Source organism: Paenibacillus sp. URB8-2, from assembly GCF_013393385.1.
Taxonomy (GTDB): domain Bacteria; phylum Bacillota; class Bacilli; order Paenibacillales; family Paenibacillaceae; genus Paenibacillus_AQ.
Genome location: NZ_AP023239.1, coordinates 1992738 through 2009241, shown reverse-complemented (window position 1 = coordinate 2009241; position 16504 = coordinate 1992738). Strand labels below are relative to the sequence as shown.

The 16504-nt window shown below is 54.3% G+C and carries 11 protein-coding genes and 1 other annotated feature; of the genes, 3 read left to right on the top strand and 8 right to left on the bottom strand.

Translation table 11 applies throughout. The annotated features are described in order from the left end of the window. Nucleotides 1-7: 7 nt before the first annotated feature. The gene (locus PUR_RS09095; RefSeq protein ID WP_179034964.1) at nt 8-2377 is read right to left on the bottom strand and encodes an endonuclease MutS2; all 2370 of its coding nucleotides are present in this window, start codon (nt 2375-2377) and stop codon (nt 8-10) included. A 153-nt stretch (nt 2378-2530) separates the two neighbouring features. On the opposite strand from PUR_RS09095, the gene PUR_RS09090 reads away from it, so the two are divergent. Next, entirely contained in the window at nt 2531-2878 is a 348-nt protein-coding gene (locus PUR_RS09090) for a phage holin family protein (protein ID WP_124694748.1), read from the top strand. A gap of 72 nt (nt 2879-2950) precedes the next feature. Here the strand turns inward: PUR_RS09090 and PUR_RS09085 are convergent, their stop codons facing one another. Next, a complete protein-coding gene (locus PUR_RS09085; RefSeq protein ID WP_179034963.1) occupies nt 2951-4021 on the bottom strand; it encodes a GGDEF domain-containing protein in 1071 nt (356 codons plus the stop codon). A 229-nt stretch (nt 4022-4250) separates the two neighbouring features. Between PUR_RS09085 and PUR_RS09080 the strand changes: the two genes are divergently transcribed. After that, entirely contained in the window at nt 4251-4646 is a 396-nt protein-coding gene (locus PUR_RS09080; RefSeq protein WP_179034962.1) for a cupredoxin domain-containing protein, read from the top strand. A 146-nt stretch (nt 4647-4792) separates the two neighbouring features. Here PUR_RS09080 and PUR_RS09075 read toward each other — a convergent pair whose 3' ends face one another. The 5 genes from PUR_RS09075 to PUR_RS26510 form a co-directional block, all read right to left on the bottom strand. Continuing rightward, on the bottom strand, nt 4793-6844 hold the full coding sequence (locus tag PUR_RS09075) for a hypothetical protein (protein WP_442953833.1): 2052 nt from the start codon (nt 6842-6844) through the stop codon (nt 4793-4795). Between the two features lie 205 nt (nt 6845-7049). Then, nucleotides 7050-9494 (bottom strand): phenylalanine--tRNA ligase subunit beta, encoded by a 2445-nt coding sequence (gene pheT / locus PUR_RS09070; protein WP_179034960.1) that lies wholly within the window; start codon nt 9492-9494, stop codon nt 7050-7052. A gap of 50 nt (nt 9495-9544) precedes the next feature. Next, complete coding sequence (gene pheS, locus PUR_RS09065) at nt 9545-10579, bottom strand: phenylalanine--tRNA ligase subunit alpha (protein ID WP_179034959.1); 1035 nt, start codon at nt 10577-10579, stop codon at nt 9545-9547. A 57-nt stretch (nt 10580-10636) separates the two neighbouring features. Continuing rightward, nucleotides 10637-10915 (bottom strand) — a binding site (T-box leader). Nucleotides 10916-11004: 89 nt separating this feature from the next. Further along, nucleotides 11005-11301, bottom strand: coding sequence for a 4Fe-4S dicluster domain-containing protein (locus PUR_RS26515; protein ID WP_179034958.1), 297 nt, complete (start codon nt 11299-11301; stop codon nt 11005-11007). Nucleotides 11302-11369: 68 nt separating this feature from the next. Continuing rightward, a complete protein-coding gene (locus PUR_RS26510) occupies nt 11370-11672 on the bottom strand; it encodes a 4Fe-4S binding protein (RefSeq protein WP_442953832.1) in 303 nt (100 codons plus the stop codon). Between the two features lie 512 nt (nt 11673-12184). On the opposite strand from PUR_RS26510, the gene PUR_RS09045 reads away from it, so the two are divergent. Beyond that, complete coding sequence (locus PUR_RS09045; protein ID WP_179034955.1) at nt 12185-13798, top strand: diguanylate cyclase domain-containing protein; 1614 nt, start codon at nt 12185-12187, stop codon at nt 13796-13798. Nucleotides 13799-13980: 182 nt separating this feature from the next. On the opposite strand, the gene pulA is transcribed toward PUR_RS09045, so the two are convergent. Beyond that, nucleotides 13981-16350: a type I pullulanase gene (gene pulA, locus PUR_RS09040; protein ID WP_179034954.1), complete on the bottom strand. Its 2370-nt coding sequence runs from the start codon at nt 16348-16350 to the stop codon at nt 13981-13983. Nucleotides 16351-16504: the final 154 nt, after the last annotated feature.

Sequence of the window (16504 nt, the reverse complement as noted above, 5' to 3'; positions counted from 1 at the left end):
ACACCCGTTATTCCAGCTCCGCCACCGTTACGCCTGCGCCGCCTTCGTTGTAGTTACCGAGACGGTAGCTCTTGACATGCTTGTGTTTGCGCAAGTAGTCCTGGATTCCCGAGCGCAGGACACCCGTACCTTTGCCGTGGATGATATAAATCTGACCGAGATTGCCTAGAAATGCTTCATCGATAAAACGGTCCGTCTCCATCAGCGCCTCTTCCAGATTCGCTCCCCGCAAATCCAGCTCGCTGCGGGTATTCTCGTCACGGGTCCGCTTCACGGTTGTCGCCTGGCGAATCGGCTTAGGCGCTGCCGGCTTCGCGGGCGACAGCAGCTCCAGATCGTCCAGCCGCACCTTCATTTTCATGATGCCTAGCTGTACGACGGCTTCTTTGCTTCCGCTCAGCTCGACTACATGGCCTTTCTGATTCAGGCTGTGCACAGCGACTTCATCTCCGGGGCTGATTTGGCGCGCCTGCTTGTTCTTCCCGCCGCGCGCGGGCTCCTTCTTGCGGGGCGAAGGCTGCGCTTCATCGAGCCGCCGCCGGGCTTCGATCAGCTTATGCTCCTTGACCGACGCTCCTTCTTCCAGAGCCAGGCGCCGCAAATCGCCGATAATCTGTTCGGCTTCCTTGCGGGCCTTGTCGACAATCGCTGCAGCTTCCTTCTCCGCCTTGTCCAGCCACTTGTCCCGCTGGTTCTCCAGTTTCTCCAGTTCCTGGCGCTGCTTGCCGCGCAGTTCTTCTGCTTCGCGCCGCAGATTCTCCGCTCGCTCACGTTCGTTCTCCGCGCCGAGCCGGTTCTCTTCCAGCGAAGCGATCATATGCTCGACGCGCAGGTCCTCTTCCTTGACTTCGCCCCGCGCATGCTCCAGAATGGCCACCGGAAGTCCCAGACGCTCGGCAATCGCGAAGGCGTTGCTTCGACCGGGAACGCCGATCAGCAGACGATACGTCGGCCGGAGGCTCTGCACATCAAATTCCATGCTGGCATTGATGACGCCTTTGCGTTCGTAGGCGTAAGCTTTAAGCTCGCTGTAATGCGTCGTCGCCACCATCCGGCAGTCCGTCCGGTGAATATGCTCCAAAATGGCGATAGCCAGCGCCGAGCCTTCCGCCGGGTCCGTCCCCGCGCCGACTTCGTCGAGCAGAACCAGGCTTTTGGGAGTCATCCGCTTCAGGATGGCTATAATATTGGTCATATGGCTGGAGAACGTACTCAGGCTCTGTTCGATGCTCTGTTCGTCTCCGATGTCGGCGTATAAAGCGTCGAACACGCACATTTGGCTTCCCTCTTCAGCCGGAATAAAGAGGCCGGACATCGACATCAGGCTGAGCAGCCCGATGGTCTTCAGCGTAACGGTCTTGCCGCCCGTATTCGGGCCGGTCACGATAATGGAGCTGTACTGGTTGCCAAGCTCCGCATCTAGCGGAACTACGGACTCCGCCGAAATGAGCGGATGTCTGCCCTTGCGCAGCTTCAAATAGCCCCGGTCGTTCATTCGCGGACGCGCGGCTTTCATCTCCCTCGCCAGACGGGCTTTGGAGAATATAAAATCAAGCTGGCCGAGAATATCGACGTCACACGCTGTCTCCTCGGCAATATCACCGACAAGCGCGGTCAGCTTCCGCAGGATGATTTCGATTTCCCGTTCTTCGCGCAGTCTCGTCTCCCGGAGCTTGTTGTTCATCGCGACAATCGATTCGGGCTCGATGAACAGCGTCGCTCCCGAGCCCGACTGATCGTGAACAATGCCGCCAAAGTGGGACCGGTATTCCGCTTTTACCGGAATAACGAACCGGTCGCCGCGTATGGTAACCAGCTGATCCTGCAGCATCTTCGCCACAGAGGAAGAACGAATCATCGAATCCAGCTTCTCGCGGATTCTCGTTTCACCGTTTCTCAGTTCCCTGCGGATGGTGGACAGCTCGGCGCTGGCGGAATCAAGCACCTCCGCATTCTCGTCGATGGCGGAGCGAATAGCATCCTCCACAGGCTTCTGCTCCGAAATCAGATCGCTTAGATCAAAGAGCATCTGGATCTTCTCTTCTTCGTGCATGGCGGCCAGAAAGCGCTTGACCCTGCGTCCGCCGCCGATAGTGTTTCCGACGGCCAGAAGCTCGTGCGTGCCCAGCGCTCCGCCGATGGCGGCCCGCTTCAGCGCCGGTTTAATATCGGCTATACCGCCGAAGGAAGGTATTCCCTTCAAGCGGTCGACCGTCGCTCCTTCGTCCGTCGCCTGCAGCAGCAGCTTAACGGCTTCAAAATCGCCGGACGGCTTGAGGGCTTCTGCCATCGCTTCTCCCATCGGGGTCTGCGTATATTGCACCAATTTATTTAAAATCTTTCGATATTCAAGCGTATGCAAAATCTTGTCGTCCAATTACGGTCACAGCTCCCTTCATATAGAAATCATTATACCGAATATGGAGCATTTCCGCTATTTGGGTGCCTGTCTCCAACATAACGGAGAATGATTCTGTGTACAATAATCATTGCACGTATCCTTAAGCTTGAAGCAAAGGAGGCTTGTACAGTGAGATTTTTAGGTCATGTTGTCCGCTTCATCGTGTCCGCGCTGGTTCTTCTCGTCGTTGGCTGGATTGTACCGAATTTCAGCGTGGGCGGATTCTGGAGCGCCCTTATGCTTGCTTTGGTGATCGCTTTGCTCGGATGGATCGCCGAAGGCATTTTCGGCCGTAAAACAACGCCATTCGGGCGCGGTATCGTAGGATTTCTGGTGAGCGCACTGGTTATCTGGCTCGCGCAGTTCATTGTCGCGGGAGTTAGCGTGTCCATAATCGGCGCGATCCTCGCGGCTCTGGTCATCGGGATTATAGACCTGTTCCTGCCTGTCTCGACGCCGTTCGAAGCTGGCAAATAACAAAGGCCCGCGCAGCTCAAAAAGAAGCCGTCCCCTACACAATAAGTGAAGGGACGGCTTTCTTTTTATGGATCAGACGAGCACAAGCTGATTTTCACCGGCAGTGGTGACCCGGTTTTTGCCGCTGCGTTTGGCCTGGTAGAGAGCTTCGTCCGTTCGGCGGAACAGCAGTTCCTTGCCGTCCCCTGCACGGTAAGGGCACAGGCCGATGCTGACGGTAATCGGCTTGCCTCCCGCGTAAGGATGCACCATTCCAGCTATGCCGGACCGGAGCACTTCCGCTAGCGCATAAGCGTCCTCCAGGCTTTTATCCGTAAATATGATTGCGAACTCCTCGCCCCCGTACCTGGCGGCAAAATCGTTGAGGCTGATCGTGCCGCCAATCTTCGCCGCGACTTCCTTCAACACAATGTCTCCGATCCAATGTCCATAGGTATCGTTTACCCGCTTGAAATTGTCTATATCGAACAGTGCAAGCTGCAGTTGCAGCCCGTTCTTCTCGCATTGCTCCAGCAGCGAATCCAGGTATTCGTGGAAGGTCTTGTGATTGTAAAGCCCGGTAAGCGCATCGATCTTCAGCAGCTTGTCGGAAACGGCCCGTTCGACCAAAAGTCCCTGCTCCGATTGGGTCAGCTGTTCCAAATATTCGTTCGTTTCGTACGCCCGACCGATAACTCCCCGCGCCATCACCACAAACACAATAAAAATGCATTCCACCATTAAAAATTCAGGCAGCGGTTTCTCCAGCAGTCTTCGCTCCAAACCGAAATAAATGCCTGCATACAGAAAGAGGTTGAGCACCCCAAGCCCGTACAGCATCCTGAGGTCAAAATAAACAAGCGAAGCCATTACCGGTATCATCAGCGCCATCTGGGCGCCATCGACATACGGTTCGGCTATAAAGTACAGCAGATAAGACACCAAAAATCCGCAGCCGATCACAACTTGCTTCTGAAATCTGAAATCTGCGCGGAGCCACACTTCCGCCACGATCATAATCAGCAGCAAAAACAAACTGCAAGGGAATATAAGATAACCCATCTGCTCCGGAACGGTGAAAGCGGGTGCTGGTTTCAAGCCGACGAGCACATAGATAACCTGCCCTATTAAAGTAATCGCTATCAGCGTCCAGTATAAATTCAATATTCTTCGGTGCCAGACTTCCGTATTCAGTAAAACAGCAGCTCCACTAATGAGAATCCCCTACTTTTAACCTTTGTATTATAATATATACGCAGTACAATGATTTTCATTATAATAAATTTGAATCGCTTTTGCATCCGTTTTTACAATTCCGGGTTGAGCTTCCGATGCCAGTTTTGCTGTAGCCTTGCCCGGAAGTTGATCATCGCAAAACTTTTAGGAGGTCAACATGAAAAAAACAGCTTTGTTTCTGTTATCCATCGCCCTTGTGCTCATTCTTTCCGCCTGCGGCGGGAAATCGGACGGCGGCGGGAACACTGCGGACAGCGGGACCGGCAGTACAGTCAGTCCGGCGGCGGCGCAGGAGGAAATCGTCATCAAGGCAACCAACTACAGCTTTGACCAAAAGGAGTACCATCTGAAAAAGGGGGTTCCCGTCAAAATTACATTTGAGAACGAGAGTGGCAACCACGGCATTCTTGTTCCCGAGCTCAATCTTCAATTAGACGGCAAACAAAACTCACAGGTGATCGTTCCCGAACAAGCGGGCACGTTCAAGATGACCTGCTCGGTATTTTGCGGCTCCGGCCACAGCCAAATGAGCGCCGATATCATCGTGGAGTAATTTCGCATAATCAACCGTTTAAAAAGGCAGCCCCCGCTGAAATCTCCGGGGGCTGCCCTTTGTCTAATTGTTGCAATTTATTCTGCGAGAAACGTACCCGCAACCTGGATGGACGCCGTCAGGCGTTTCTCCTTGTACGCCGTTATTTAACTATCCTGTTCGATAAGTTGAATCCATTCATTATATTCAATTTGCAGCTTCGCATATTCCGCCTGTAGCTTCTGATGCTCCTGCGTAACGCGGTCCAGTTCGCTTTGCCGCATGTTGAATTCGGCTTGAAGCAGCCGAAGCTGTCCCTGGACAAGCTCGTAATTTTCACCGATCTCTTCAAGCTTCCGGAGTACGTCGCTGCGCTCATGACTCAGCGAATCGCGCACCCGTTCGCCCTCCAAGGCCTCCTGCTGCCAGACATCGATTTCCTCGCGCAGCTTCGACTCCGTCTCGGCCCACACCTGCTGCGCCTGCTTCAGCTCTTCGTAATTCGCTCTCCACGATTCACCGTAGCTCTGCGATTCACTTAGCTGTTCGCGCTGCAGCTCGGCGGCAGCCGCGGCCTCTCTGCCCGCTTCGGACAATTCTTCCAGCCGAAGCGATGCTTCCTCGGCCTCTTCTTCAAGAAGGCGGCAGCGCTCCTGAAGCCGTTCTCCGTTCTGCAGCACTTCATCGTACTGCACAATCAATTCCTCATGGCGCTCACGGAGGCCAGCCAGAGTGCTCTCCGTTTCCGCGCTGCGGACACGCAGCGTCTCTCGGGCGCTTTCGGCTTCCTGCCGGAGAGCCGCTTCCCGCTCGAGCGACTTCGACAGACCCTCGGCCTCGCTCCGAAGTCTGTAAAGCTCTCCCTGCACGGCTTCGAGCTTCTCCTCGGCCTCAAGCAGGCTGACCTCCAGTTCGCCAATCTCCTCCTGCCGCTTGCCTGCCGTCGCCTTCCATTCGTCGTGCTCGGCCGTTATCCGCGCAAGCTCTTCCTCGGCGCGGCGAAGCCGTTCGGACGTCTCGCCCAGCGACTTCCGCAGCTCTTCCGCCTGGCTCTTCGACAGCTCATAGGCCTGCCGAAGCTCCGCAAGCTCCTGCTGCAGCAAGTCTCCGAGGCCGCTGGCAGCCTGCAGCTCATCACTAAGCTGCCGCTCGCGCAGAAGAGTCTCGTTATGCTGATTTTGCAGCGCAGACCGGGCTTCGCGTTCTGCCTTCAGGCCAGCCTCCTCGGCGCGCAGCTTCGACTGAAGTTGGCTTATTGTGCCACGCAGCTCGCCGATCTGCTTCTCCATCTCCTGCGCGGTTTGCTTGTGCCGGTGCTCCTGATTGCCCAAGGACTGCCGAAGCTCCTTGTTCTTCGCAAGCTCGCGCTGCAAAGATTCCCGCTCCCGGTTCAGTTCCTTGTCCAGCGCCGAGGTAGCCTCTTCCCGTTCGCGGGTCATGGCGCTCTTCGTTTCCTCAAGCTCCCTGCCGAGCGCAGCCTTCGTCTCCGCAAGCTCCCGCTCCAGACGGTCCTTGATCTCCGTCAGCTCCGACATATGCGAAGCCCGGAGTTCCTCCAGCTCCGCCCGGTGCCCGGCGCTCAACGCTTCCACTTGCTTCAGGCGCAGCGCCTCGGCCTGCTCAAGCTCCAGACGGTAGCTCTCACTGCTCTCTTCCCGTTCGCGTTGATGCGTTTCGCGCTGCTCCTGCTGCTCCAGGTCCCGCCGCTTCAGCTCTTCCTCAAGTCCCTGCCGAACCGCCGCGGCTGTCTCCTCCGCCTTCCGCAGAAGCTCAGCATGCGTTTTGCGCTCCTGCTCTCCAGCCTCCAGATGCCGCTTGAGTTCCTCCTCGGCCTCGACAATCAGCCGTTTCTTCTCCTCCTCGGCCTCGGCAATCAGCAGACGCTTCTCCTCCTCGGCCTCGGCGGCAAGCCGTTCCTGCTCCTCCTGCTGTTCCCCCTGGGCCTCCAGCAGACGGGCGACCTCGGCGCGCAGCAAGCTGCGCTCTCCGGTCAGCATATTCAATTCATTCTTGAGATCCTGCGCTTGTATCGCCTGTTCCGCCATGTGCACGGCGGCAAGAACCGCTATGCGCGGAGTATCCAGCCGACTATGGGATTTGGAAATCGCTCGCATATGCTCGTCTACATAATGGGCGATCTGTTTCATATATTCAGTACTGCTTCCAACTAGTTTATAGGAAGTACCGTAAATTTCCACGGCGACACGAGTCCGGTCCATTGCCACAGTTGTGCCCTCCTTTATGTGTATGCGGATTCTAAGCTGGTTTATCGTCTCTATTGTACTATTGTAACTTTATCCACAAGCATTTGGCAAAAAAGCTCTATTTCCTTTTTCCGCCGTGAAATCCACCGCCAATAAAAGGGAAAAGCCGCAGCGAATCCGGGGTTCTAATTGGATTCGCTGCGGCTTTGCACAATTCCTGCTACTTTCTTAAGTTTGCGCCAAAACTTTGCTGAAGCGCGTCAAGCACCTTGGAGTGAACCTCCGAGACTTCCTCGTCGGTCAACGTATGCTCCGTATGGCGGTACAGCAGGGAAATGGCTATGCTCTTCTTGCCGCTTTCCATTTTCCCGCCCGTGTAGACGTCAAATACCTGCGCCGATTGCAGTAGGCTGCCTCCCTGTTCGCGGATGACATCCAGCAGCCGGCTCGCCGGAATTTCAGAATCGACGACGATAGCAATATCCCGTTCCATGCCCGGGAAACGCGGAAGCTCGCTGTACTGCAGCGATGTCCGCGCCGCTTCATAGAGCGGCGCAAGCAAAATCTCGGCCGTATACGTATCCTCCAGATCCTGCTTGCGCTGCAGATCGGGATGGACCTGTCCCATGGTGCCGAGCTTCACCCGTTCGCCCTCTACGTTCAGGTAGAGCGAAGCGGAGCGACCGGGATGATAACCCTGCGGTGAATCGCCTTCGAAAACAACGGCGTTGTCCAAACCAAGGTAAGCGAACACCGATTCCAGCGCCCCCTTCAGATCGAAGAAGTCGACGGACTCTGGGGCCACATTCCATTGCTTCGCAGCCCGGCTTCCCGTCAGGAGCAGAGCCAGCGTCTGAAACTCCCGAGGCTGCCGGGTCAGCTGTTCCTCATCGGTAATAAAGACGCTGCCGATCTCGAACAGTGCCAGATCGCTCTGGCGGCGGTTCACGTTGTACTGCGCGATATCAAGCAACTGCGGCAAAAGACTGGTCCGCAGCACGCTGCGGTCCTCACTCATCGGCATGGCCAGCTTGACCGCCAGCCCACCCTCGGTCAGTGCAGGGAACAGCGCGGTCCGCTCGGGCTGAATGAAGGAGTAACCGAGCACCTCCTGATAGCCGCCGTCCGCCAGCAGTCTTCGCAATGTGCGGCGCAGCGTCTGCGGTCCGGTCAATCCTCCCGGCGTAGTCGGCCCTTCAATAAGCGTAGTCGGAATGTTGTCATAACCGTACAGACGGGCAATCTCCTCGAAGAGATCCACATCCAGGCTGATATCGCCGCGTCTTGTGGGCACGCTGACTTCAATCGTACCCTCTTCCGCATCTCCGAATGAAAAATGCAGCCGTGCAAACAGCGTCTTCACTTCCAGCAGCGAGAGGTCCATGCCGAGACGGCGGTTTACCTTATCAAGCGACAGCTTGATTACTCTCTCCTCAACTTCGTCGGTTCCGGCCTGAACGATCCCTCCGTGCACGGAGCCGCCGGCGTAGCGGCTAAGCAACGAAGCCGCGCGGTTCAGCGCAGGGATAACGGAGCGCGGGTCAACTTCCTTCTCGAACCGCAAGGAAGCCTCCGAGCGGAGACCGAGCTGGCGGGATGTCTTGCGGACCGTTCCACCATCGAATCTGGCCGATTCCAGTACGATATTTACCGTCTGATCGGTTACTTCCGAATTCAGGCCGCCCATCACTCCTGCCAGCGCCACCGCTTTTGCGGCATCCGCGATCACCAGCATATGCGGCTCCAGCTTGCGCTCCTGTCCGTCCAGAGTGGTCAGGATCTCGCCTTCACGGGCAAGACGGACGCCAATCGCGCCTCCCTCAAGCCGGTCGGCATCGAAAGCATGCAGCGGCTGTCCGTATTCCAGCATGACGTAATTCGTGATGTCCACAATATTGTTGATCGGACGGACTCCCGCCGCCATCAGACGGTTCTGCATCCACAGCGGCGAGGGAGCTGGCTTCACGCCGGAGATATAACGGACCGCATAATGCTTGCAATGCTCCTCATTCTCAACAGTAACGGCTATTTTGTCAGATGCAGGCGAGATGATCTCAATGACATCCCGGCCGGGATCCGGTAGAGACAGCTCGCGTCCGAGAATGGCGCTGGTTTCATAAGCCGCGCCAATCATGCTGAGACAATCCGACCGGTTCGGAGTCAGATCGAATTCAAGAATCTCGTCGTTCAGGCCGAGCACTGTCATAATGTCTTGTCCGATTTCCGTGTCTTCAGGCAGTACAAGAATACCTTCCTGAAGCTCTTTCGGCAGCAGCTTGTCATTCATACCCAGCTCTTTGGCGGAACAAATCATGCCCTGGGATACGACGCCGCGAAGCTTGGCCTTTTTGATCTCAAGACCCGGAAGCTTCGCGCCGACCAGCGCCACGGGAACCTTTTGGCCCGCCGCCACGTTCTTCGCCCCGCAGACGATCTGCAGGTCCTCGTCCTGGCCGGCGTCGACAATGCATACATTCAGCTTGTCGGCGTCGGGATGCTTTTCCTTGGATTTGACAAATCCGGTGACAATCCCGGACAGTCCTTTATTGCGGCACTCCACGCTGTCGATTTCAATGCCCGCGTCCGTAATTTTATCTGCCAGTTCCTCGGCAGTTACGCCATCCAGCGATATATAATCAGCCAGCCAGCCGGTTGATACTTTCATGTCCGCTCACTTCCTTATATTATGTTGATTTTCATACTTGCGGGGTATTTTCACACGCCTCTGAACTGCTTGACAAAGCCCATATCGTTGAAATAGAAATTGCGAATGTCGTCAATCCCGTATTTCAGCATCGCGATCCGCTCCGCGCCCATGCCAAAGGCGAATCCGCTGTATTTTTCAGGGTCGTAACCGCCCATTTCCAGCACCTTCGGATGCACCATGCCAGCGCCCAGGATTTCCAGCCAGCCTGTTTGCTTGCACAATCTGCAGCCATGTCCGCCGCATTTAAAGCAGCTTACATCGACTTCCACGCTCGGTTCGGTGAAAGGGAAGAAGCTCGGACGAAGGCGAATGCCCGTGTTCGCTCCGAACATTTCTTTGACGAACTGCTGAAGCGTCCCTTTCAGGTCGCTCATGCGGATATTCGGCCCAATGACCAGCCCTTCAATTTGATGGAACTGGAAAGAGTGGGTCGCATCGTCGTCGTCGCGCCGGAACACTTTGCCCGGGCAGATGATTTTAACCGGAACTTCGCCTTGCATCGCCTGCATGGTTCGGACCTGCACCGGAGATGTCTGGGTGCGCATGAGCAATTCCTCCGTCAAATAAAAGGAATCCTGCATGTCGCGGGCCGGATGGTTCTTGGGCAGGTTCAGCGCCTCGAAATTGTAATAATCCGTCTCCACCTCGGGACCCTCAGCCACACGGTAGCCCATGCCAATGAAGATATCCTCAATTTCCTGAATCACCCGGTTCAGCGGATGAACACCTCCCTGGGGCAGACCACGTCCCGGCAGTGTAACGTCCACTTTCTCCGCTTGCAGACGGTTCAGCGTCTCCTGCTCTTGAAAAGCCTCCTGCTTCGAGACGATAATCTCCTCTATGGCACTCCGCACCGTATTCGCCACCTGTCCGATGACCGGACGCTCCTCAGCGCTCAGCGAACCCATGCCGCGCAGAACCTCCGTAAGCTCGCCCTTTTTGCCGAGATATTTTACCCGAAGGTCATTCAGCGTTTGAGGGTCCTGTACCTCCCGCAGCTTCTCCAGCGCTTCAACCTTTAATGCTTCCAGCTTTTCTTTCATGGCTTTAGCAGCCTCCTCTACTTCAATATTTGTGCACAAAAAAAGCCTTTTCTCCCGGTAAGGGACGAAAAGACCGTGGTACCACCCTTGTTAGGCAACTGCGGACATTTCCCGACGAACGGGAGACTGCCGATTAAACGCTGCCTCACTTTATGCAGAAATAACGGTCTGCGGCCGGTATCCTCTACTTAATGATCACCCATTACTGGGGGTCATGTTCAAAGAACTGCTCCGGAGCGAACTTCGACAGCCCTGGTTCCCGGACACGCTCTCAATCTCCGGCGTTTCCTCCCTGTGGGCTAGATGCTGTGTACTCTTCTCCATCGTCGCATTATTTTATTCCTTCTTACAGCATTCTTCATTATAGTGATTTCGAGCAATTTTGGCAAGCGGCAAGCATTGTGTTGGCGAATCTTCATGCCTATTTATACATCTTTCGTTTCCGATCGGCTGGTTCGCTTCTTAGTCCCGCCTGCCACGACACGCCCAAAATGCCGGACCACCGCCCCGCTTCGGCAGACGGATGCGCATTCACCGCAAAGAATGCAGTCCGGATGATCCATTGTTTCATTCTTAACCATTTCGGTTACTTTCAAGCTCATACTGCATGCTCGGGTACAGCTACCGCAGGATTCGCATTTGGCGGCATCGGCTCTAAGTCTTAGTCCGGGCAGCCCAAGAATCCGGCCGACTCGGGTTCCGATCGTATTCAAAATGGACATCGGGCATATATATAGACAAGTGGCCCTTTTTCCCAAAAGAAGAGGAGCAATAGACAGCAGCAGCACGATCACCGCCATGAAAACCGCTTTGCCCAGTTGTCAACAGAAATATAATTTTCGGTCAGATAGAACAGCTGAACCTCGGGCCATTTTGCATTGGCCACAAGCGGATAAACAATAAACCCAAGCCAGATTAGTCCAAGAACGTATCGAACGGGCTTTAGGTGGGTAATAAGTCTCAAGGGTTTTTTCCGCCATTCGTTTAACGCTGTCTGCAAGCCCCCGTAAGGGCATATATACCCGCAAGCAGCCCTGCCCGCAAATAATCCGCTAAGCAGAAAAGCAAGCCATACGAAAAAAGCGCCGGCCATTACGCCGTGAAATAATCCGTCAATAACCAAATACGGCGAAAAACAATTCAGCGTTACAGGAAGCAGCAAAAAAGAAGCTATGGAAACCGTCTTCTGAATATTTAGGCGCCGTGCGCGCCGCTTGGAGGTGCTGTTCACTCTGAATGCCCCTTTTACACGCAGTATTCAATACATATTGAATAACGGCCGGCTATTACGAAGTCATCCTGATATACTACGGACCGAAACAGTATTGTACATAACCCATAATTCCGTGACGCAGAAACCCGCTCCATTTGTTCAGAGGACATTTACATCAGCTTCATAGGCTTGACTGGATCAATTCCGTCATCGCCGCTGCTACCGCCATTGTCTCCAGAGGCCAAGATGGATTTCAGGATTTTCTGCCGCTTTCGCTCCTTTCTTTTTGATTCAGCTGCCTGGATAGTCATACATGGATGACTTAATCTCAGCCGGTCCCGGGGCATGCGTATCGTCTGATTTTATTATGTCTTTGCGAGGAGAGGAAGACAGTGGCTGGGTTCACCGAAGTTAAAACAACCCGTAAATTAATCATTATGTTCGCTTCTATAACTGTTCTTTTAATTGTTGTCAGCATCGGCTCCTTGCTGTATCTGAACCACACCATCAGCCGTTTCACGGATACCCTTTATGAGGATATCAACCGGAATACGAATCTCATTCAGGAAGCCGAGAGCGATTTGTATCAATCTTCACAGGCTCTCCAGATGGTTCTCAGCCCTTCCCTGCCTGAAGCACAGCGATCTGAATACCGGCAGGAATTCGAAGATAATCTGGCCCGGACCGAGCGGAATGTTGAAGCCATTGGACAGAAGCTGGCCTCCATGGAGCCCTACCAGAACCACAAAGAGAGCGAAGCGCTGCTGGATGAAATCCGGTATCAGCTTGCCGGTTTTGAAGGCCCTTTCGGGAAATGGCGGTTGAGCGCGAGATCACTGCTCTTAACCGGCACGCCGGAGGACGGGGGAGACCCGGAGAACCTCACTCCCGCGCCGGACAGCGTACAGTTGAAGGAAGCGCTCCGGTATCTTGACCGGTCGGAAGAATTGCTCGGCAGTTATGCGAAGCAGGTTATTGATGATTTTCGCAACCAGAAAAGCTCGGTGTTCGCTCTCTATTCCCTTCTGCTGTTCATGCTTGTTCTCGTTATTATTTATCTGGGCCGCAGAATTCTCTCGCTCCAAATCGAGATGCGGGAGGAACAGGCACTGTATCAGCTTATCGGGGAGACGATGTCCGATTTTATCCTGCTTACGGATTCGAACGGCCTTATTTTGTATGCGTCTCCGTCGCACTTCTCAGCTTTCGGTTATATCCCCCAAAAAGGCGATCCGCTCTCCCTCTACATCAGGGAGCCGGAAATTGCCTGGGCCAAATTGAAGAGTGTTGTTCAGGCAACGCCGAAAATGGCGGAACTGCGAATGAGAAGCTCCGAAGGACACTGGATCTGGCTGGAAACGAAAGTGTCTCCCGTAAAAAGCAGCCTGTCCATCCCGGCGAAATTCATGCTTGTTTCCCGGGAAATAACGCAGCGCAAGCAATACGAGGAACGGCTGCACAAGCTGGCATTCTATGATCACCTGACGGCGATCCCCAATCGGGCGCACTTTAAAATGTACATGGAAAACCTGATTTCCCACCCCGATGACCGCAGGCAAAAGCTTGCGCTCGCTCTGCTGGATTGTGACAGGTTCAAGCAGCTTAATGACACTTTGGGCCATCTGGCCGGAGATGAATTTTTGCAGCTGTTATCCAGCGAGCTTCAGCAAGCCGTAAAAGGCTTGGGGCAGGCATTCCGGATCGGAGGCGATGAATTCGCCGTCGTGCTTCACCTCGGCTCCGCTCCTGAAATGATGAATGAGATACTGGACCGTCTGCTCCAACTGTTCAACAAGTCGTGGTCGGTGAATAATGGATCAAGTTTCCACACTTCGGCAAGCATCGGCGTCGCGCTGTACCCCCAGCATGGAAAAACGATTAACGAACTGCTGCGGGCAGCCGATCTGGCTATGTACCGTTCCAAAAGCCATGGCGGCAATGAAGCTAATCTATATGCCGAAGGAATGGACAAGGAGTACCCGGAACAAGAAAACACCAGACATTGAGATCGCTTCAAGAAGAAACGCTTGACGGCGTCTTTATAAGACGCAAGTACGTTTCTCGTAGAAATATAAGTCAAAATGTTAAGCCCCCGGCTTATACATGCTTATATTTTAAAAAAGGCTGCTACAGCGCCGGGAATAACGGCGGATTGTAGCAGCCTTTTGTATCCATCTATCTGTATCGTTCAACTGGTCATAGGAAGCTTCGTGTCAACGGAATTGCTGTTGTCGCTGATCAGCACCTTGATTTCCTGGTCGCTCTTCGAGCAATCTATGAACCGGTCTGTGCTTCCGTCCCTGGCCTCCCAATCGTTTACCCGCAAAATATAACCGATGGAACGCGTCTCCGGCAGCACCTCGATCACGGCGACAGCCCGACCGTCCTCCATATACCGGAAATCACATTGGCCGTCCTGTATTCCGGTGCCCCATACCCATAAATTCCAGCCCCGGTAATCGCCGTCGGAACGCTCATAATGAACCTCAACTCTTTTGGCGCGCGGGCGCGGTTCACCGCACTCGTCATAGAGTACCATCATCGATAGCCCCTCGATTTGAACTTCCGTACCTTCCACCTTCCGGAAAGATTCCAGTTCCGCGCGGGTATGATCGACAACCACATTCCATTGTTCCGAGCAGGAAGGCAGGACTGTCGTTACCTCCCAGGGATTGGCGTTAAATAGTACGACGATATTTTTCCAGACGTCGCCGCCGGCGTGATTTTTCAGGATGTAGGATACGACGCCCCCATCGCAGCGGAAAAACTCCAGCGAACGTTCAATTTCCTGACGTCCGCGCAGCCGAAAGGCCGGGTGATTTCTGCGCAGCGCGATTAGACCCTTATAGTATTCGAACACCGGCAAGAATCTGGCCTTGTTGCTCCAACGAATCGCGTTGATGGCGTCGCCGCTCCGGTAGCTGTTATGGTCGCCGAATTTGCTGCGAAGCAGCTCGTCTCCAGCATGCAGGAATGGTATGCCCTGGGAGGTCAGTACAATCCCTCCGGCCAGCAAAGAACGGCGCACCGTCTCATTGTCCAGGAGGTTCTCTTCCGTAATGCCGATATACGGGTCGGCGTTTGCCACCGCCTCTTCCAGACTGCCTCCATTCTTGAGCCTGCCGTTATCCAAATCGGGGAACCGGCAATCCTGGCGCATCCCCTGCGCCGCGAGCATCTTATCCCACAGATTTAAGTTGTCATGCGCAGTCGTATAGTTGACCGTCTCTGCCGGTGAGTCCGCAAAGTCATGAACGGCGCCGATAATTCCGGCCGCGATCGCTCCCTCCTTGCCCATCTCTCCCGTAACATAGCCTCTTCCCCAACCGTCGCTGTCGCCCTTAAGCGCCGACCGGAAGTTATCGTTAAAGACGGCATAGCCCTTTCCGCGCTGCGCGCCTTTAAGCGTTTTGGAAGTCAGAGGAGAATCGCCGCCGGTCCAGGGTTCCCCGTAAACAATCAGGTTCGGATTGACCTCCAGACGCAGTTCCTCAATGATTTCACGCATAGTTGCCGTGTCGATAAGACCCATGAGGTCAAACCGGAACCCGTCGATATGATATTCCTCAGCCCAGTGGCGGAGAGAATCTTTGATGAACTTGCGCACCATCGGCCGCTCGGTGGCCAGTTCATTGCCGACACCCGATCCGTTGGATAGACGGCCGGCATAGTCATGCCGATAGAAGTAACCTGGGGCGAATGCTTCGAAAGGTCCTTTTTCCACTGAATAGGTATGATTGTAAACCACGTCCATTACGACAGAGATCCCCTGCCGGTGCAGCGCCTGTACCATCTCTTTAAACTCATGGACGCGTACGGCGGGGTCGGAAGGATTCGTACTGTAAGAGCCCTCCGGCGAATTATAATGCTGCGGATCGTATCCCCAGTTATAATTGTTTTCTCCGGGAGCCGCGTCTCTCTGCTGCAGTTCATCCACCGTCTGAAAATCGAACACGGGAAGCAAATGAACATGCGTGATCCCAAGCTCGCTTAAATGATCAATTCCAAGCGTATTGCCTTTCGAATCGCTAAGACTTGTCTCTGTGAACGCTTTATACTTACCTTTTACGCTAATACCGGAGCTTTCATGAATCGAGAAATCGCGAACGTGAAGCTCGTAGAGTACCGCATCCACCGGATGCTCCATGGAGCGGGGAACATCAAGCTCCCAGCCTTCGGGATCGGTTTCCCTTATATCGATAATGGCCGAACGAAGTCCGTTCGCCGAAACGGCATTTGAATAGGGGTCGGCCGCCTCCCGGATCGTTCCATCCGCATAAACGACGCGGTACATGTAAAATTTGCCCTTCAGATCACCTGCAATCCTTACCTGCCACACCCCGCTGTCCCGGCGAAGCATATAAGTTAAACGGGCGTCCTCCGACCACTCCGCATTTCCGCTTTCTTCCCCCCCGGAGTTGTACAGCACAAGCGACACGGCCGAAGCCGTTGGCGCCCATACCTTAAAAATACTGCCGTCCGGAGTGTAGCTTAAGCCCAAATCCCTGCCTTCATATATTTCAGCTGCGGATTCCGCATTCATATAATTGCTTTTCATTGCATCCACCATCCTATCGCTCCCGTGCATAAAAGCCGCCGGAAGTTTTTAAATCCATATATGCCCCAATCCCGGATGCCTTATACATGGCAAATGATGAAGAATAAAGGAATAAAGCTCATTGCCAATATATAATATGTAACAGTATGTTCAC

Excerpts from the sequence above, each read along its gene's own strand:
- PUR_RS09080 (WP_179034962.1), top strand. The coding sequence starts at position 4,251 with ATGAAAAAAACAGCTTTGTTTCTGTTATCCATCGCCCTTGTGCTCATT.
- PUR_RS09075 (WP_442953833.1), bottom strand. The coding sequence starts at position 6,844 with ATGGACCGGACTCGTGTCGCCGTGGAAATTTACGGTACTTCCTATAAA.
- pheT (WP_179034960.1), bottom strand. The coding sequence starts at position 9,494 with ATGAAAGTATCAACCGGCTGGCTGGCTGATTATATATCGCTGGATGGC.
- pheS (WP_179034959.1), bottom strand. The coding sequence starts at position 10,579 with ATGAAAGAAAAGCTGGAAGCATTAAAGGTTGAAGCGCTGGAGAAGCTG.
- PUR_RS26515 (WP_179034958.1), bottom strand. The coding sequence starts at position 11,301 with ATGTCCATTTTGAATACGATCGGAACCCGAGTCGGCCGGATTCTTGGG.
- PUR_RS26510 (WP_442953832.1), bottom strand. The coding sequence starts at position 11,672 with ATGGCCGGCGCTTTTTTCGTATGGCTTGCTTTTCTGCTTAGCGGATTA.
- pulA (WP_179034954.1), bottom strand. The coding sequence starts at position 16,350 with ATGAAAAGCAATTATATGAATGCGGAATCCGCAGCTGAAATATATGAA.